Annotated in this window: 15 protein-coding genes; 11 read left to right on the top strand and 4 right to left on the bottom strand. The window is 69.3% G+C overall.

What is annotated here, in order from left to right; all coding sequences use genetic code 11:
- Positions 1-73: 73 nt before the first annotated feature.
- The 3 genes from IEX18_RS13950 to leuB all read left to right on the top strand — a co-directional run bounded on the left by IEX18_RS13950 (position 74) and on the right by leuB (position 4,771).
- Entirely contained in the window at positions 74-2,872 is a 2,799-nt protein-coding gene (locus tag IEX18_RS13950) for a DUF3857 domain-containing protein (protein WP_188659331.1), read from the top strand.
- 81 nt (positions 2,873-2,953) lie between these two features.
- On the top strand, positions 2,954-3,685 hold the full coding sequence (gene recO, locus IEX18_RS13945; protein ID WP_188659330.1) for a DNA repair protein RecO: 732 nt from the start codon (positions 2,954-2,956) through the stop codon (positions 3,683-3,685).
- Between the two features lie 42 nt (positions 3,686-3,727).
- Positions 3,728-4,771 carry a 3-isopropylmalate dehydrogenase gene (leuB, locus tag IEX18_RS13940; protein ID WP_188659329.1) on the top strand — a complete coding sequence of 348 codons (1,044 nt, stop codon included), beginning with the start codon at positions 3,728-3,730 and terminating at the stop codon, positions 4,769-4,771.
- 33 nt (positions 4,772-4,804) lie between these two features.
- Here leuB and IEX18_RS13935 read toward each other — a convergent pair whose 3' ends face one another.
- Positions 4,805-6,040 carry a phospholipid carrier-dependent glycosyltransferase gene (locus IEX18_RS13935; RefSeq protein WP_188659328.1) on the bottom strand — a complete coding sequence of 412 codons (1,236 nt, stop codon included), beginning with the start codon at positions 6,038-6,040 and terminating at the stop codon, positions 4,805-4,807.
- Positions 6,041-6,108: 68 nt separating this feature from the next.
- Here IEX18_RS13935 and IEX18_RS13930 point away from each other — a divergent pair, with 68 nt between their 5' ends.
- The 3 genes from IEX18_RS13930 to IEX18_RS13920 are packed head-to-tail and all read left to right on the top strand — an operon-like array spanning position 6,109 to position 8,527.
- Complete coding sequence (locus IEX18_RS13930; RefSeq protein WP_188659327.1) at positions 6,109-7,317, top strand: trans-sulfuration enzyme family protein; 1,209 nt, start codon at positions 6,109-6,111, stop codon at positions 7,315-7,317.
- 11 nt (positions 7,318-7,328) lie between these two features.
- Complete coding sequence (gene apaG / locus IEX18_RS13925) at positions 7,329-7,727, top strand: Co2+/Mg2+ efflux facilitator ApaG/CorD (protein WP_188659326.1); 399 nt, start codon at positions 7,329-7,331, stop codon at positions 7,725-7,727.
- A complete protein-coding gene (locus tag IEX18_RS13920) occupies positions 7,724-8,527 on the top strand; it encodes a LysR family transcriptional regulator (protein ID WP_188659325.1) in 804 nt (267 codons plus the stop codon). Before apaG ends, IEX18_RS13920 begins: the two co-directional genes overlap by 4 nt.
- 9 nt (positions 8,528-8,536) lie before the next feature.
- Here the strand turns inward: IEX18_RS13920 and IEX18_RS13915 are convergent, their stop codons facing one another.
- Positions 8,537-9,385 carry an ABC transporter permease gene (locus IEX18_RS13915; RefSeq protein WP_188659324.1) on the bottom strand — a complete coding sequence of 283 codons (849 nt, stop codon included), beginning with the start codon at positions 9,383-9,385 and terminating at the stop codon, positions 8,537-8,539.
- A 61-nt stretch (positions 9,386-9,446) separates the two neighbouring features.
- On the opposite strand from IEX18_RS13915, the gene IEX18_RS13910 reads away from it, so the two are divergent.
- Positions 9,447-10,097 (top strand): GcrA family cell cycle regulator, encoded by a 651-nt coding sequence (locus tag IEX18_RS13910; protein ID WP_188659323.1) that lies wholly within the window; start codon positions 9,447-9,449, stop codon positions 10,095-10,097.
- A gap of 371 nt (positions 10,098-10,468) precedes the next feature.
- Here the strand turns inward: IEX18_RS13910 and IEX18_RS13905 are convergent, their stop codons facing one another.
- Entirely contained in the window at positions 10,469-11,311 is an 843-nt protein-coding gene (locus IEX18_RS13905; protein ID WP_188659322.1) for an outer membrane protein, read from the bottom strand.
- A gap of 159 nt (positions 11,312-11,470) precedes the next feature.
- On the opposite strand from IEX18_RS13905, the gene parE reads away from it, so the two are divergent.
- Positions 11,471-13,453 carry a DNA topoisomerase IV subunit B gene (parE, locus tag IEX18_RS13900; protein ID WP_188659321.1) on the top strand — a complete coding sequence of 661 codons (1,983 nt, stop codon included), beginning with the start codon at positions 11,471-11,473 and terminating at the stop codon, positions 13,451-13,453.
- On the top strand, positions 13,450-14,106 hold the full coding sequence (locus IEX18_RS13895) for a YoaK family protein (protein ID WP_188659320.1): 657 nt from the start codon (positions 13,450-13,452) through the stop codon (positions 14,104-14,106). Before parE ends, IEX18_RS13895 begins: the two co-directional genes overlap by 4 nt.
- Before the next feature lie 4 nt (positions 14,107-14,110).
- Here the strand turns inward: IEX18_RS13895 and IEX18_RS13890 are convergent, their stop codons facing one another.
- Complete coding sequence (locus IEX18_RS13890; RefSeq protein WP_229664570.1) at positions 14,111-14,638, bottom strand: DoxX family protein; 528 nt, start codon at positions 14,636-14,638, stop codon at positions 14,111-14,113.
- A gap of 38 nt (positions 14,639-14,676) precedes the next feature.
- Here IEX18_RS13890 and IEX18_RS13885 point away from each other — a divergent pair, with 38 nt between their 5' ends.
- Entirely contained in the window at positions 14,677-15,867 is a 1,191-nt protein-coding gene (locus IEX18_RS13885; protein ID WP_188659319.1) for an aspartate aminotransferase family protein, read from the top strand.
- Positions 15,868-16,017: 150 nt separating this feature from the next.
- Positions 16,018-16,935 carry an ornithine carbamoyltransferase gene (gene argF / locus IEX18_RS13880; RefSeq protein ID WP_188659318.1) on the top strand — a complete coding sequence of 306 codons (918 nt, stop codon included), beginning with the start codon at positions 16,018-16,020 and terminating at the stop codon, positions 16,933-16,935.
- Positions 16,936-17,234 lie beyond the last annotated feature (299 nt).

The following is a 17,234-nucleotide window of genomic DNA, read 5'->3' as shown; positions in this document are numbered from 1 at the left end:
CGCATCATCACGGTTTCGCCGTTGCGGCTGCACCGGCCCTCGCTACACTGTTCGGCGTAACGAGGGGGAAGAGATGATCAGAGGGGCAATCGCGGCGACCGTCGCGATCGTGGTGGCGGGCGCGGCGCAGGCGAGCGAGGCCCCGCTCTACAAGCCGACGCCCGACTGGGTGAAGCCCGCGCCTCCCTTCACCCCGGCGCAGCTCGCCCCCTCAGCGCCGCTCACCGTCCTCTACGACATGCAGCAGCGGCTGCAGGACGGGGAGGTGTGGAGCTATTTCGACAGTGCCACCCGAATGGCGAACGCGGATGTCGTCACACGCAACGGCACGCTGACACTGCCCTGGCAACCCGACCATGGCGACCTCGTCATCCACCGCGTCGAGATCGTCCGCGGCGGCGAGCGGATCGACCTGCTGGCGGGCGGCAAGCGCTTCAACGTCCTGCGGCGCGAGCAGCAGCTCGAGCAGCTCGAAGTCAACGGCGTGCTGTCGGCGACGATGGCGATCGAAGGGTTGCGGATCGGCGACGTGCTCCATGTCGCCTTCTCGACCACCAACCGCGACACGGCGCTGGGGGGGCGGATGCAGGCGCTGATGCCGCTGCCGACCGCGCCCGCCCGGTTCGGCTTCCTGCGAGCGCGGATGATCTGGCCCGTGGCGGAACCCGTGCAGTGGAAGATCTATGCCGACGGGGCCAAGCCGGTGGTCACCACCGCGAACGGCTATCGCGAGGTGCTGATCGAAAGCCCGCTGCCCAAGCTGCCGGACATGCCCCAGGACATGCCGGTCCGCTTCGCCAAACCGACCTTGCTGGAGGCGACCAGCTTCGCCGACTGGCCGGCCGTGTCGCGGACCATGGCGCCGCTCTACGATACGAAGGGGCTGATAGCGCCCGGCAGCCCGCTCGCCGCAGAGGTCGCGCGGATCAAGGCGGCGGAAAGCGACCCGCGCAAGCGGGCGGCGCTGGCGCTCGACCTGGTGCAGGACAAGGTCCGCTACCTGTTCAACGGCATGAATGGTGGCAACTATCTGCCGCAGCCGCCGGCCGAGACCTGGTCGCTGCGCTATGGCGACTGCAAGGCGAAGACGCTGCTGCTGCTCGCGCTGCTTCGCGGCCTCGATATCGAGGCGGAGGCCGTCGTCGCGCCGGCGCAGGCGGGCGATGTCATCGACGGACGGCTGCCGATCCCCGGCGCCTTCGACCACGTCATCGTCCGTGCGACGATCGGCGGCGAGAGCGTGTGGCTGGACGGGACGATGAGCGGCACGCGGCTGGCCGACCTCGACGACGTGCCGACCTTCCGCACCGTCCTGCCGCTGCGGCCGGCGGGGGCTGGGCTGATGCCGGTTCCCTTCCGGGCACCCGCCCGCCCGGTCGGCGAGGTCGTGATGGACGTCGACCAGCGCGCCGGCGTCACCATGCCCGTGCTGATGAAGACGACCCTCCGGATGCGCGGGCCACAGGCGGCGATGGTCGGTCTGGTCGCCACCCAGGCCGCGCCGGAACAGCAGCGCGACATGGTGCAGCAGGTGATGAACGAGCTGATGAGCGGCGCCCGCCTGACCGAACAGTCGGTGGCCTATGACGCGGCGACCGGCATCGCGACGATCAGCGCGTCGGGGCTCGCTTCGTCGGGCTGGCAATGGGATCGCGGGCGGCACCGCATCGCGCTCGACGGCGGTATGAGCGAGCTGAACTTCCAGCCCGACCGGGCCCGCCCGGCCTGGCGGTCCATCCCGGTCCAGATCGGCGAGCCGCGACGGACGCGCTATCACGAAACGCTGCGCCTGCCGCAGAACGGCCGTGGCTATACGCTCGCCGGCGACCAGACGCTGGCCGAGACGATGGCGGCCCGCACGATCAACCGCCGCGTGGCGCTCGATGGTGGTACCGTGACCCTCGACGACGAGGTGGTGACCGTCGCGCCGGACGTCCCCGCCGACGCGGTGGCCGCAACGCGCGCACGGGTTGCCTTGGTCAAGGCGCGAAAGCTGGAGGTGGTGGGGCCCGCCGTCCGACAATCCCATGTCGCCGACGTCGCCGAGGCCCGGCGCAACGGCACGCTCCAGCCGCTGCTTGCCGCCTATGCGAAGGCGATCGCCAACGACCCCGAGGATCGCGAAAACTACCTCAACCGGGCGCGATTCCTGGCGGGCATCTACGACTATAAGGGCGCGATCCCCGACGTGACCCGTGCCATCGAGATTGAACCTACGGTGGACGACTATGTCTGGCGGGCCTCGCTCTACGAGATTGCCGGCGACGCCAAGCGCCAGCGCGCCGATCTGGATGAAGCGATCGCGCTCGATCCCGGCGCGGCTGCGGCCGCGATCGGACTGGCCAGCTACCAGGCGAAACATGGTGAGCGCGACGCGGGGCTCGCCCTGATGCAGGAACGGATCGACGCGGGCGGCAAGGAGGTGCTGACCTACCAGATGGCCAAGGCCGACATGCTTGCCGACCTCGGCGAGCGCGACGGTGCACTGGCGGTGCTGGACGAGCTGGTGGTCGCGAACCCGACCGATGCGCAGCTCCTCAACGCGCGGTGCTGGATGAAGGCCACGCTCTCGGTCCAGCTCGATACGGCGCTCAAGGACTGCAATCGATCGATCGAACTCACCGATACGGGCGTGCAGGCGCTCGATAGCCGCGCCATGGTCCATTATCGTCTGGGGCAGATGGATGCGGCACTGGCCGATCTCGGCGCCGCGCTGGAGACGGCACCCGATCTGCCCGCCAGCCTCTATCTGCGCGGCATCGTACTCCAGAAGCAGGGCAAGTCCGCCGAAGCCACCGCGGCACTTGCCACCGCCCGGACGATCGCGCCGCTGATCGATGCCCAATATGCACGCTGGGGGATCAAGCCTTAGGGTCGATCGGGAAGCGGCGATCCGGCACGCGGTTGGCCGATCCCCATTGCCCTCAGGGCCTGCGCAGCCGACAATCCGGCGATGCAGATCGTCGCCGACGCCGTCATTCTCGCCGTTCGCGCACATGGCGAGCATGGCGGCGTGGTGCGGGCGCTGACCCGCGAGCATGGCGTCCAGCCGGGCTATGTCCGCGGTGCCCGCTCGCGCCAGTGGCGGCCGGTGCTGCAACCCGGAAACACGATCCGCGGCAGCTGGCGGGGGCGCACCGCCGAGCAGTTGCCGGCGCTGACGGTGGAGCCGGTCCGCAGCCGCGCCGCGCTTCATGGCGAGCCGCTCGCCGCCGCGGCGATCGAGTGGCTGACCGCGCTCGTCGCCGCCGCCCTGCCCGAAGCCCAGCCCTATCCGCGGCTTTACGACGCGCTCGACGGCATGCTGAGCGCGATCGAGGCGGCGTCGGCGGCGCGCGGCTGGGCCGGTGGGCTGGTGCGGTTCGAGCTGGTGCTTCTCGCCGAACTGGGCTTCGGCCTCGACCTCGAAGCCTGTGTGGTGACCGGCGCCGTCGAGGACCTGGGCTTTGTCAGCCCGCGCAGCGCCGCCGCGGTCAGTCGCAGCGCCGCTGCCGGCTATGAGCACGCACTGCTGCCGCTGCCTGACTTCCTGACCGGCGGCGGCCCGCCCGACGGCGCGGCGTTGATCGAGGGCCTGCGCCTGACCGGCCATTTCCTCGCCCGCGATATCCTGACCGACCGGCTGGCGGTGGCCCTTGCCGCGCGCGAGCGGCTGGTCGACCGGCTGAAGAGAGCGGTTGCGTGACGGGGTCCGCCCCGGCAAGGGCGGGCGCGGGAGTTATTGGCCATGACCTTGATCGCAGTGCTCGCCGGCGACGGCATCGGACCCGAAGTGACGGCGCAGGCGCGACGGGTCCTGGAGGTCGTCGCGCCCGACCTCACCTATGAAGAGGGACTGGTCGGCGGTGCGGCCTATCGTCAGACCGGGCACCCCCTGCCGGAGGCGACGCTGGCGCTGGCAGAGCGCGCCGACGCGATCCTGTTCGGCGCGGTGGGCGACCCCGAGTTCGACGGGCTGGAGCGTGCCCTCCGCCCCGAACAGGCGATATTGGGGCTGCGCAAGTCGCTCGGCCTGTTCGCCAATCTGCGGCCGGCGCGATTGTTCGAGGGTCTTGAGGACGCGTCGGCGTTGAAGCCGGAGATCGCGCGCACCATCGACCTCGTCATCGTGCGCGAGCTGACCGGCGACGTCTACTTCGGCGACAAGGGACGCGATCTCACCCCGGCCGGGCTGCGCGTCGGCCACGATCTGATGCGCTATGACGAGGAAGAGGTGGCGCGCATCGCCCATGTCGGCTTTGGCACCGCGCGCACCCGGCGCGGCCGGCTGCTGTCGGTCGACAAGGCCAATGTGCTCGAAACCTCCCAGCTGTGGCGCGACGTGGTGGTGGAGGTCGCGCGCGACTATCCCGACGTGCAGCTGGCGCACATGTATGTCGACAATGCCGCAATGCAGCTGGTCCGCGATCCCGGCCAGTTCGACACGATCGTCACCGGCAATCTGTTCGGCGACATCCTGTCCGATCAGGCATCGATGTGCGCAGGTTCGATCGGAATGCTCGCCTCCGCGGCGCTCGGCGAGACGGGCAAGGGGTTGTACGAGCCGATCCATGGCTCGGCGCCCGACATCGCCGGTCAGGGCAGGGCGAATCCATGCGCCACCATCCTGTCCGCGGCGATGATGCTGCGCCATTCGCTCGGCCGCGGCGATGACGCCGACCGGATCGAGGCGGCGGTCGCCCGCGCGATTTCGGAAGGCGCGCGCACCGCCGATCTGGGCGGCTCGCTGTCGACGGAGGCGATGGCGGAGCGCGTCCTGGCGGGGCTCTGAGAGCTTTTCGGACCGAACGGCTATACCGGTCCGTCACGGCCAGCTCGAGAACCACATCCACCGCTCGAAGCTGCGGGGTCCTGCCAGCGGGGCTGCGGAGAGAATGGGGTAGAAGTGGATGAACAGCCCCGCCGCGAGCATCAGGAACGCCTCGTCCCAATAGCGCAGCCGCACCCGCCAGTGATCGAAGGCGACGGCGATCGCGATCCCCAGCCAGATGCTCGGCAGATAATAGTAGTAGAAGAAGCCGAGCGATTTGGGGATCGCCGGCCAGATGCCGAAGCCCGCGATCCACAAACCCGCCGCGCAGCCGAGGCGCACGTCGCGGATGCGAAGCCAGCCGATCAGGCATGCCGCCACCGCGACCAACCCGCCCCACAGCACGACGGGATTGCCGACCAGCAGGATGCCGCGCTGCGCGCCGTCGACGGGCTCGTAAAGATACCAGATCGGGCGGATGTCGAGCGGCCAGCTCCACCAGCTCGACTGATAGGTATGCGGCGGCAAGACCTGGGTCTGCTGCTGGAACATCGTCAGCTGGAAGGGGACCAGCCGCCCGATGGTCAGCGGATCATTCGTGTAGAAGAAGGCGGGGGCGAATGTGAGGAAGTAGGTGAGGATGCTGGTCGCGCCGAGCAGCGCCAGCCCCTCCGCCACGCTCAGGCCGCTCCAGCGGTCGGGCCGGCGCCGCTTCAGAAGGATCAGCGCGACACCGGCAAAGGCGACATAGGGCGCCGCGGTCCATTTGCAGGCGGTCGCGAGTCCCAGCAGGATCGCGCCCGCGATCCAGCGGCGGACCACCTGCGCGCCCGTACCCCGCATCGCCCAGAGCAGGCTGGCCGCGCCCGCGACGACGAACGCCGCCATGAAGCCGTCGAGCATGGCGATCCGCGCCTGGACGAAGACGGTGAAGCCCAGCAGCGTCGTGATCGCGCCGATCGCCGCCGGACGCAGCCGGCGCAGCCCGAGCCACAGGATCGCGAACACGCCCGTCACCACTGCGGTCGCCGCCAGCGTAGAGAGGAACCGCCAGCCGAACGGATTGTCGCCGAACAACGCGATTCCGGCCGCGATCAGCGTCTTGGCGAGCAGCGGATGCTCGATGTTCGTCGGCCCCGCCAGCGCCAGCAGCTTGCGCGCGGCGGGAACATAGTGCGTCTCATCGAACACCAGGATGTGCGGCACGCTCAGCCGCCACAGGAACAGCGCCTCCGCGACCAGCGCGATCAGCAGGGCGAGCGGCAGGGGGCGGCGGAGGATGTCGGGCACGGCGCTGCCTTGTTCCTGACTCGCGCCTCGCTTGCAAGGGCGGGGCGGAGGGGGCAAAGCGCACCGTCATGAAGCGCAAGACCGGCCAGGACCGCAGCATCACCAGCCAATGGCGCCCGGCGACCCAGGCCGTTCGCGGCGGCACCGCACGCTCCGAATGGGGCGAGACGTCGGAGGCGTTGTTCCTCACCTCGGGCTATAGCTACGACCGGGCGGCCGACGCGGCGGCGCGGTTCGCCGGCGAGCAGGAGGGTATGACCTATTCCCGCCTCCAGAATCCGACGGTCGAGATGCTGGAGCAGCGCATCGCCCTGCTCGAAGGGGCCGAGTCCTGCCGGACCATGGCGAGCGGCATGGCGGCGATGACCGCGGCGCTGCTCTGTCAGTTGCAGGCGGGCGACCATCTGGTCGGCGGCCGCGCGGCCTTCGGCTCCTGCCGCTGGCTGACGGATACGCTGCTGCCGAAGTTCGGTATCGCCACAACCGTGGTCGACGCGCGCGATCCGCAGGCCTTTCTCGACGCCGTGCGGCCGGAGACCAAGGTCTTCTTCTTCGAGACGCCGGCCAACCCGACGATGGACGTGGTCGATCTGGCCGCGGTCTGTGCGATCGCGCGCGAGCGCGGCATCACCACCGTCGTCGACAATGCCTTCGCCACGCCCGCGCTCCAGCGGCCGATGGAATATGGTGCGGACGTGGTCGCCTATTCGGCGACCAAGATGATGGACGGACAGGGTCGCGTGCTTGCCGGCGCCGTGTGCGGAACGCGCGACTGGATCGACAACACGCTGCTGCCCTTCACCCGCAACACGGGGCCGACCCTGTCGCCGTTCAACGCCTGGGTGGTGCTGAAGGGCCTCGAGACGCTCGACCTGCGCATCCGCCGCCAGTCGGAAAGCTCGGTCGCGGTCGGCCGCTTCCTCGAAGGTCGCGTGCCGCATATCCTGCATCCGGGCCTGCCCAGCCATCCGCAGCACGCGTTGGCCATGCGCCAGATGGCGGCGGCGGGGCCGATCTTCGCGCTCGCGGTCGATGGCGGGCGGGAGCAGGCGCATGCGTTGCTCGACGCGCTCGAGCTGATCGACATCTCGAACAACATCGGCGACTCGCGGTCGCTCATGACCCATCCCGCGTCGACCACCCATGCCGGCGTCACCGCCGAGAAGCGCGAGGAAATGGGGATCGGCGAGGGCATGCTGCGCCTCAACGTCGGGCTGGAGGATCCGCAGGACCTGATCGAGGATCTCGACCAGGCGCTGACGCGGGCGGGACTGTAGGCGCAGAGGCGATGCGCGCGCTCTTCGCCCATGCCCAGACGACGCGCGGGGTGACCGTGCGCGTCGCGGTCAGCTATCTGGCCGAACAGTCCGAGCCGGCGCGGGGGCGCTGGTTCTGGGCCTATCATATCCGGCTGGAGAATGAGGGGGCCGGCGCGGTCCAGCTCATCAGCCGGCACTGGATCATCACCGACGGGCGCGGTGCGCGCCATTCGGTCGAGGGCGAGGGGGTCGTGGGGGAACAGCCGTTGATCGAACCGGGTGCGAGCTTCGACTATGTCTCCGGCTGCCCGCTGGCGACCTCGTCGGGCGCGATGCAGGGCAGCTACCGGATGGTCGCCGAGGACGGCAGCAGCTTCGATGTCGTCATTCCGCGCTTCACGCTCAGCGCACCGGCGGTGGCGCAATGAAGCGCACCCATCTGCCGCTCAACGGCCTGCGCGTGCTCGACGCGGCGGCGCGGCATCTGTCTTTCACCCGCGCCGCGGACGAACTGGCGGTGACGCCCGCTGCGGTGGGACAGCAGATCCGCGCGCTGGAGGATACGCTGGGCGTCGTCCTGTTCCGGCGCACCACGCGCGGGCTGGAACTGACCCCCGAAGGGGAGGCGGGGCTGGCGCCGCTGCGCGAAGGCTTCCTGCAGTTCGAGGAGTCGGTTCGCGCGATGCAGGCCGGCCAGTCCTCCAAGTCGCTGACCATCGCCGCGCCGCGCGACCTGACCGAGAAGTGGCTGATGCCGCGCCTCGCCGGGATCGCGGCGCGGGATGCCGATCTTCGCTTCGTCCTGCTGGCGGCGGACACGCATGGCGATCAGGGGATCGACTTCACCCAGGCCAATCTCGACCTCGCGATCCGCTGGGGCGAGGGGCCGGGCGAGCATGAGGGCGAGGCGATCGAGTCCGAGGGGCTCGTGACCGTCGCTGCGACCGGCGGTGGCGCCGACGGCGCGATCGGCTGGCCGGGCGGCCTCGACGACGTCAATGCCGCGGTCCGCGTCGCCGATGCCGGCCTAGCGATCGATGCGGCGGCGGCGGGGCTGGGCCGTGCGACCGTGCCCGAACTCCTCGCGGCGCGCGACATCGCCGCCGGCCGCGTCGTGGTCATCGGCGAGCCGCGTCCCTCGCGGCTCGGCTATTGGCTGGTCGCGCCGACGCCGCAATGGCGCCAGAAGAAGGTGCGTGCGCTGGTGGAGGCGTTGGCAGCCGACTGAATACGGACCCTAGTTCTTCAGCCGCCAGCCGCGCCGCAACAGGGCGTAGCAGGCGACACCCAGGACAATGTCGATCCCGAGCACCACGACGCTGCCCAGCAGCACCGGCGAGTCGGCGACGCCGAGAAAGCCGTAGCGGAAGCCCGAAATGACGTAGAAGATCGGGTTGAAGTGGCTCACCGCGCGGAAGGCGGGAGCGAGCCGGTCGACCGAGTAGAAGGTGCCTGACAACAGCGCGAGCGGCGTCACCACGAAATTGGTGACCGCCGCGGCATGGTCGAACTTCTCCGCCCAGATGGAGGTGAGAACGCCCAGAAAGGCGAGGAATACCGACCCGAGCAACCCGAACCACAGGATCGCCAGCGGGTTGACCGGCGTCACATGCACGCCCGGCCACAGTAGCATCGCCAGCCACACGGTCGCGCCGACCAGGAAGGCCCGTGTCACCGCGCCGCCGACCAGTGCCGCCAGCAACTCCATGGTCGACAAGGGCGGCATCAGATAGTCGACGATCGTCCCCTGGATCTTGCCGACCAGCAGCGAGAAGCTGGCATTGGCGAAGGCGTTGTTCAGCATGCCCATGACGATCAGGCCGGGGGCGATGAAGTCGCCGAACGGGATCGCCTGCCCGCCCAGCGGCACGGCGCCATGCGCGCCCAGCGCGGTGGTGAAGACGATCAGGAGCAGCAGCTGCGAACTGGCGGGCGCCCAGATCGTCTGGAGCTGCACCTTGAAGAAACGACGCACCTCCTTGATATAGAGCGTGCGAAGGCCGCCCCAGTTGATGTTCCGGATCACGGGCACACCGGGTTCGCGGTCGAAGGTGCGAATTTCGCCGATAGGGGGCTGGCTGCTCATCGCCACAGCGCGTAACCGCTGTCGGCGCCGCCCGCAATCGGCGAGCTGTTTGAGGAAGATTATGTCCTGGACCGACGAGCGGATCGAGACGCTCAAGACGATGTGGGAAGCCGGCCAGACCGCCAGCCAGATTGCCGAGGCGCTGGGTGACGGGGTCAGCCGCAATGCCGTGATCGGCAAGGCGCATCGGCTGGGGCTGCAGGCGCGTCCCTCGCCGGTCAAGCCGAATGAGGTCGAGGTGCCCGCGGCGGCGCCGGCCGCCGCCCCGGCGCCGGTCGCACCGGTGACGGCTGCCGCGCCGCCACCGCCCCCCGTCGTGTCGGAGCCGCGGGCTGCCGCCGAGCCGGCGGTCGCCGCTCCCGCGCCGGCGCAGCAGCCGATCCTCCGCTCGGTCGGACCGGGTGGCTTCTTGCGTCAGGCACCCGGCGAGCAGCAGCCGCCGATCGCTCCCGCGCCGCCGCGCCGGCTGGTGCCGGCCAAGCCGTCGCCGGAGATCGCGGGCAAGACTAGCCTGCTCGACCTCAACGATCGCATCTGCAAATGGCCGATCGGCCATCCGGGCGAGCCCGATTTCCACTTCTGCGGCGACAAGGTGAATCCGGGCTTCCCCTATTGCGTCGAGCATTGCGGCCACGCCTATCAGGCGCAGCTGCCGCGCCGCGACCGCCGTCCGCCGCCGCCGTTGCCCTTCGGCGGCCCGCGCGTCCGCTAGGCGCAGGGCGCTAGCGGATCCGGAAGGGCCGCCCGCTCGGCGCTGCCTCAACAGCGTCCGACGGCATTGGCTTTGGCCAAAACCGGCGATGATCGGGAGCTGGCTTGCGGTGCGCCCGATTTTCGATGGCTGTCACCCCGGCGAAGGCCGTGGCTCAGTTGGGGGACGGTCGTAAGTAAGCAGGCAGGTCCGCCCAACTGGATCCCGGCCTTCGCCGGGATGACGGCTGGGGGATTGTTTGCCCGTATCCCGACAACTAGGGCCCAGCCCCGCCGCGGCAAAGCCGCGTCGTCAGACGCAGCGTGCGCTGCGCTGGCCGGGCTTGGGCGAGTCCTGTGCCATGCCTTGCATGACACAGGCCGCCCTGCGCCTCAGAACCGGAACGCTGCCGTCGCGCGCAGGCTGTGCCAGCGGAACTTGTCGTCCGAGCGGCGGAAATCGGTGCCGCTGGCGGTGCCGCCGTTCAGCGCATTGGTGAAGGGCGTGCCCGCCGGCCCGGTCACCCGTACGCGATAGTCGTTGTCGCGATACTGGTGGTACATATATTCCATGCCGATCGAGAAGTTGCGGCCGAGCTTCTGCTCGACGCCGCCGCCGCCCAGGATGCCCCACTGGTTGCGCTTGCCGCTGCCGGTGAAGGTGTTGACGGTGTTGGTCGTCGCGAACTGGCGGTCGATGCGCGCATAGCCCGCGCCGAAGGTGCCGTAGAACAGCGTCGTGTTGGCGGCATAGCCGGCGCGACCCCGGACCGAGCCCTCCCAGTCGATGTTGCGGCTCATCACGTAGCTGGCGGGCGTGCCCGAAAAGGCGGTCACGCTGTCGCGGATCTCGCTCTTGCCGAACTCGCCGACGAAGCCGACGACGATGTTGCCGGTCTGCGCATCGGCACCGGCGCGGCCATAATAGGCCCAGCCGTCCTTGTCGTTGCGGCACGATCCACCGTTGCCCGGGGCCAGCTGGGTACGCGCCGACCCGTTGCAGAAGCCGGGGCCGAAGGCATTGCCGCCGGCGCCCGTCAGCACGGTGTCGCCGAAACGGCCGTCGAGATTGCGGTCGAACAGGATGCGCGAACCGACGTCGTTGGGCTGGACATCATAGCCGCCCGCACCGCCGACATAGACGCCCGAAAAGGGCGTGTCGCTGTCCTGCGCCATGGCGGGGGCGGCGAGGGTGGCGGCGGCGATCGCGGCGCCGGCGAAGCTGATGAAACGCATGATGTCTCCCGATCCTGACCCGCGATGCTGGCGCGGTCGCGCGAAGGAACGGATCGGCCTTCCCGAAATATCCTGGCCTGATCCATGTTTATGGACGGCTGTGGCCGACGCGCCACACCAAGCTGGTCTTTGACGCCGTTTTGTTCCATAAGCGGCGCCATGTCCTCTGACCTGTTCGCGGCCGCCACGCCGCAGGCCGCTGCCTATGACGCTTCGTCGATCGAGGTGCTGGAGGGGCTGGAGCCCGTCCGCCGGCGCCCGGGCATGTATATCGGCGGCACCGACGAGCGGGCGCTCCACCATCTCGCCGCCGAGGTGCTCGACAATGCGATGGACGAGGCGGTGGCAGGCCACGCCACCCGCATCGAGATCACGCTGGAGCCGGGCAACCGGCTCACCATCGTCGACAATGGGCGCGGCATGCCGGTCGATCCGCATCCGAAGTTTCCCGACAAGTCGGCGCTGGAGGTGATCCTCTCCATGCTCCATTCGGGCGGCAAGTTCACCGGCAAGGCGTACGCGACCAGCGGCGGCCTGCACGGCGTTGGCGTATCGGTGGTCAACGCGCTGTCCACCGACACGGTGGTCGAGGTGGCGCGCGACCGGCAACTCTATCGCCAGCGTTTCTCGCGCGGAGCGACGCTGGGGCCGCTGGAGCATGTCGGTGCCGCGCCCAACCGCCGCGGCACCTCCGTCGCCTTCACGCCCGATCCCGAGATCTTCGGACCGGAACTGGGCTTCAAGCCGGCGCGCCTCTACCGGCTGGCGCGCTCCAAGGCCTATCTCTTCGCGGGCGTGGAGATCCGGTGGCGCTGCGACCCGGCGCTGCTCGACGGCAGCGATATTCCGGCAGAGGCGGTGTTTCAGTTCCCCGGTGGTCTCGCCGATCATCTGAAGGAGCAGATCGGCGGGCGCGAATGCGCCACGGCCGATTTCTTCGCCGGAACGCAGGAGTTTCCGAACGGGCAGGGGCGGGTCGAATGGGCGGTCGCCTGGCCCTTGTGGAGCGACGGCAGCTATAGCTGGTATTGCAACACCATCCCGACCCCCGATGGTGGCACCCATGAGCAGGGCCTGCGCCAGGCGCTGGTGCGCGGCCTGCGCCAGTTCGGCGAGCTGGTGAACAACAAGCGCGCCAAGGACATCAGCGCCGACGATGTGTCGATGGGCAGCGAGCTGATGCTGTCGGTCTTCATCCGCGAGCCGCAATTCCAGAGCCAGACCAAGGACCGGCTGACCAGCCCGGAGGCGGCGGGGCTGGTCGAGAAGGCGATGCGCGACCATTTCGACCACTGGCTCAGCCAGAATATGGAACGGGGCCGGGCGTTGCTCGGCTATGTGCTCGACCGGATGGACGAGCGGCTGCGCCGCAAGGCCGAGCGCGAGGTCAAGCGCAAGACCGCGACCAGCGCGCGCAAGCTGCGTCTGCCCGGCAAGCTGACCGACTGCGCCGCCGATGCGCCGGCCGGGACGGAGCTGTTCATCGTCGAGGGCGACTCGGCCGGCGGCAGCGCCAAGCAGGCGCGCGACCGCAAGACGCAGGCGATCCTGCCGATCCGCGGCAAGATCCTGAACGTCGCCTCAGCAACGTCTGCCAAGATACTGGCAAATCAAGAAATTGCCGATCTGATCCAGGCCTTGGGCTGTGGCACGCGCAAGGACTGCCAGCCCGACAATCTGCGCTACGAGCGGATCGTCATCATGACCGACGCCGATGTGGACGGTGCCCACATCGCCACGCTGCTGATGACCTTCTTCTTCCAGGAGATGCCTGAGCTGGTGCGGCGCGGGCACCTCTATCTGGCCCAGCCGCCCCTCTACCGGCTGACGGCGGGGACGAAGAGCCTCTATGCCCGCGACGACGCGCACCGTGCCGAGCTGGAGCGGACCGCCTTCAAGGGCAAGAAGGTCGAGGTCGCGCGCTTCAAGGGGCTGGGCGAGATGAACCCGCAGCAGCTGCGCGAGACGACGATGGATCCCGCCAGGCGCGCGATGATCCGCATCACCCTGCCGCAGGAATATGAGGAGCGGGCAGGGGTGAAGGACCTGGTCGACCGGCTGATGGGGACCAATCCCGCCCACCGCTTCGCCTTCATCCAGGAGAATGCGGCCCGGCTGGACGAGGAAGCGCTGGACGCATGACCGAGGCGGGCGGCGTGGCGCCCGGCTATGGTCCGCGCCATTGGCTGCTCGCCACGCTGCTCGCGCTGCTGGCGGGCTATGTGGATGCGATCGGCTATCTGACCGCCGGCGGCTATTTCGTTTCGTTCATGAGCGGCAATTCGACGCGCATGGCGGTGGCCGCGGCGGGGATCGAGGCCTCGCCCTGGCCGCCGGCGGCGCTGATCGCGGCCTTTCTGGCCGGCGTGGTCGCCGCGACGCTGCTGGCGTCGCACGCCGGCCGGAACCGCAAGGCCGCGGTGCTGATCCTCGTCTCGCTGCTGCTCGCCGCGGCGGCGGCGCTGCGCGGCGAGGGCCCGGCGCTCTTTGTCGCGCTTTGCCTCGCCGCGGCCATGGGCGCCGAGAACGGCGTCTTCCAGCAACAGGGCGAGGTCAGTATCGGCGTTACCTATATGACCGGCGCGCTGGTCAGGCTGGGCCAGCGGATCGCGGCCGCGCTGACGGGTGGGCCGCGCTGGGCGTGGATTCCGCTGTTGCTGCTCTGGTGCGGGCTGGTCGCGGGCGCGGTGCTCGGCGCCGGTCTTTACTCGCAGGGCTGGAGCCTGTGGGCGGCCGCCGGCGCGGCGGCGCTGCTGGCGCTTGCCGCCCGCCGGATCGTGCCCCTGCCGGTCTGACCGGTCACCGGCGGACCGGCAGAAGCGACGTGACCCGCCCGTCGCGTAGCCACAGCCCCAGCCAGGCGAGGACGCCCAGCAGAAGGCAGATGACCTGCTCGGGCACCACGCCCGGATCGACCCGGAGGTGGGTCGCGATCGCTCCGCCTGCATAGCCGGTGACGAGGATCGCACCGACCGCCGCAGTCTGCGGCACCGCATAGACGAGCGCAGCGATGAGGGCGAGGATGCTGATGACGGGCAGTTTGTCGGCGCCATAGCCGGTTGCGGCCATCGGCTCGGCCAGGACCGCGGGATTGAACAGCCCGGTCAGCCCGTCGGCCACGAGGAACAGCACCACCAGCGCGCTGATTACCTGCCCGGCCCGTACCGCCAGGCGCGATTGCTCCAGTCCCATGATCGACTCTCCCCCCAATTGCCCCGAAATGGGAAGAATGTTGCCGATCGCGAACGGACCGGCAAGCGGACTCCGCGCCGCGATGTTGACGCTGCCCCCGCACCGCCGGTATTTGAGCGCTCCGGGCGGCCTCACGACGGGGCCGCCCTTTCTCGTCTGGAGGAGGCTTACCCGTGACCATCACGCCGCTCATGCCCGTCTACCCACGGTGCGGGGTGCGTCCGGTCCGAGGCGAGGGCGTCTATCTCTATGGCGAGGACGGGCAGCAATATCTGGATTTCGCCAGCGGCATCGCGGTGAACGCACTCGGCCACGGCCATCCGCATCTGGTCAAGGCAATTGCGGATCAGGCGGCGACGCTGATGCACATGTCCAACCTCTATGGCAGCCCGCAGGGCGAGCATCTGGCGCAGCGGCTGGTCGATGCGACCTTTGCCGACACGGTGTTCTTCACCAATTCGGGTGCCGAGGCCGTCGAGTGCGCGATCAAGACGGCGCGCCGCTATCACTGTGCCGAGGGCCGACCGGAGCGGAACACGCTCATCACCTTCAACAACGCCTTCCATGGCCGGACGCTCGGCACCATTTCGGCGACCAACCAGCCCAAGATGCGCGACGGATTCGAGCCGCTGCTCCCCGGCTTCCGCTATGCGCCGTTCAACGATCTCGACGCGGCGCTGGCGCTGATCGACGAGACGACGGCGGGCTTCCTGGTCGAGCCGATCCAGGGCGAGGGCGGGCTGATGGCCGGCACGGATGCCTTCTTGCAGGGCTTGCGCAAGGTCTGTGACGAGCAGGGCCTGCTGCTGGTGCTGGACGAGGTGCAGTGCGGATACGGCCGCACCGGCAAGTTCTTCGCGCACGAATTGTACGGCATCACGCCCGACATCATGGCGGTGGCCAAGGGCATCGGTGCGGGCTTCCCGCTCGGAGCGTGCCTCGCCACCGAACGTGCGGCCAAGGGCATGGTCGCGGGCACGCATGGCTCCACCTATGGCGGCAATCCGCTGGCGATGGCGGCGGGCGAGGCGGTGCTCGACGTACTGATGGGCGACGGCTTTCTCGACCATGTCACCGCGATGGGCGAGCGGCTGCGCGCCAGCCTGGAGCAGATGATCCCCAATCACGACCACCTCTTCCAGGAGGTGCGCGGGCGCGGGCTGATGCTGGGGCTGAAGCTGAAGAGCGACAGTCGCCGCTTCGTCGCGCATTGCCGCGATCATCACGGGCTGCTGACGGTGGCGGCGGGCGACAATGTCGTCCGCATCCTGCCGCCACTCGTCATCGACGAGAGCCATGTGGCCGAGTTCACGCAGAAACTGTCCGAGGCGGCGCGGGTCTACGTGCCCGTCGCGGACGATTGACCTGAAGATCCTCCCCGCTGTGCGGGGAGGGGGACCAGCCGCAGGCTGGTGGAGGGGGAGAGCCACAGGCGGCACGTGCGTGGAGGCGCCCCTCCACCACCGGCTCCGCCGGCGGTCCCCCTCCCCGCACAGCGGGGAGGAGCTGATATCATGCGCCATTTCCTGAACCTGTCGGATGCCGGAGCGGACGGGATCGCCGCGATGCTGGCCGATGCGATCGACCGCAAGGCGGCCCGCGCCGGCTGGACCAAGGGGCGGCCAGATGCCGACGCGCCGCTCGCCGGCCATGTTCTCGCCTGTGTGTTCGAGAAGAACTCGACCCGCACCCGCGTGTCGTTCGACATGGCGATCCGCCAGCTCGGCGGTACCTCGATCGTGATGGATGCCGGGTCGATGCAGCTCGGCCGGGGCGAGAGCATCGCCGACACCGCGCGCGTCCTGTCCGGCTATGTCGACGCGATCATGATCCGCACCGACGATCATGCCAAGGTCGAGGAGATGGCGCGCCATGCCACCGTGCCGGTCATCAACGGACTGACCGACGCCTCGCACCCCTGCCAGATCATGGCGGACCTGCTGACCATCATCGAGAGCGGCCGCAGCCTGCCGGGCCTCAAGGTCGCCTGGCTGGGCGACGGCAACAACGTGCTGGCCTCGATCGTCGAGGCCGCGGCGCTGATGCAGTTCGACGTCGTCGCCGCCTGCCCGCAAGGCTTTGCGCCGGAGGAGGAGGCGATCACCGCCGCCTCCGGCCGCGCCCGCGTCGTCGCCGATCCGCGGGAGGCGGTAGAGGGCGCCGACATCGTCGTCACCGACACCTGGATCTCGATGGGACAGGCCCATGCCGAGACCAAGCTCGCCGCCCTGGCCCCCTATCAGGTGGATAGTGCGCTGATGGCGCTGGCCAAGCCCGACGCCAAGTTCCTCCACTGCCTGCCCGCCCATCGCGGCGAGGAAGTGACCGAGGAGGTGATCGACGGCCCTCAGTCGCTGATCTGGCCCGAGGCGGAGAACCGCCTTCATGCCCAGAAGAGCATCCTGCGCTGGTGCTTCGGGCAGCTGGGCTAGGCGGGGTCCTTCCTTTCCATCGCCGGCAGAGGCGAAGCGCGCGCACCTCAACCTCTTCCGTCCTCCCGGCGAAGGCCGGGATCCATGTGGCCTGATGAGCCGACGGGTCTGTTCTCGCGGAGAGATGGATTCCGGCCCGCGCCGGGATGACGGGGGATGAGTGGCGCGCGCTTCGTTCTGATGGGTCGACCGGTACCCGATGCGAGCAAGACCACCAACCACAGCCGCGCCCGGTTGATCGAACCCCCCCGACCGCCCATCTTGGCGCAAACACCGAAACTCGTCCGCCTGGCGCGTCG

The organism is Sphingomonas metalli (genome assembly GCF_014641735.1).
GTDB classification, from domain to species: Bacteria; Pseudomonadota; Alphaproteobacteria; order Sphingomonadales; family Sphingomonadaceae; genus Sphingomonas; species Sphingomonas metalli.
Note: the sequence above shows the minus strand (reverse complement) of the source record. Positions and strands in the feature narration are given on the sequence as shown.

Excerpts from the sequence above, each read along its gene's own strand:
- IEX18_RS13950 (WP_188659331.1), top strand. The coding sequence starts at position 74 with ATGATCAGAGGGGCAATCGCGGCGACCGTCGCGATCGTGGTGGCGGGC.
- recO (WP_188659330.1), top strand. The coding sequence starts at position 2,954 with ATGCAGATCGTCGCCGACGCCGTCATTCTCGCCGTTCGCGCACATGGC.
- leuB (WP_188659329.1), top strand. The coding sequence starts at position 3,728 with ATGACCTTGATCGCAGTGCTCGCCGGCGACGGCATCGGACCCGAAGTG.
- IEX18_RS13930 (WP_188659327.1), top strand. The coding sequence starts at position 6,109 with ATGAAGCGCAAGACCGGCCAGGACCGCAGCATCACCAGCCAATGGCGC.
- apaG (WP_188659326.1), top strand. The coding sequence starts at position 7,329 with ATGCGCGCGCTCTTCGCCCATGCCCAGACGACGCGCGGGGTGACCGTG.
- IEX18_RS13920 (WP_188659325.1), top strand. The coding sequence starts at position 7,724 with ATGAAGCGCACCCATCTGCCGCTCAACGGCCTGCGCGTGCTCGACGCG.
- IEX18_RS13915 (WP_188659324.1), bottom strand. The coding sequence starts at position 9,385 with ATGAGCAGCCAGCCCCCTATCGGCGAAATTCGCACCTTCGACCGCGAA.
- IEX18_RS13910 (WP_188659323.1), top strand. The coding sequence starts at position 9,447 with ATGTCCTGGACCGACGAGCGGATCGAGACGCTCAAGACGATGTGGGAA.
- IEX18_RS13905 (WP_188659322.1), bottom strand. The coding sequence starts at position 11,311 with ATGCGTTTCATCAGCTTCGCCGGCGCCGCGATCGCCGCCGCCACCCTC.
- parE (WP_188659321.1), top strand. The coding sequence starts at position 11,471 with ATGTCCTCTGACCTGTTCGCGGCCGCCACGCCGCAGGCCGCTGCCTAT.
- IEX18_RS13895 (WP_188659320.1), top strand. The coding sequence starts at position 13,450 with ATGACCGAGGCGGGCGGCGTGGCGCCCGGCTATGGTCCGCGCCATTGG.
- argF (WP_188659318.1), top strand. The coding sequence starts at position 16,018 with ATGCGCCATTTCCTGAACCTGTCGGATGCCGGAGCGGACGGGATCGCC.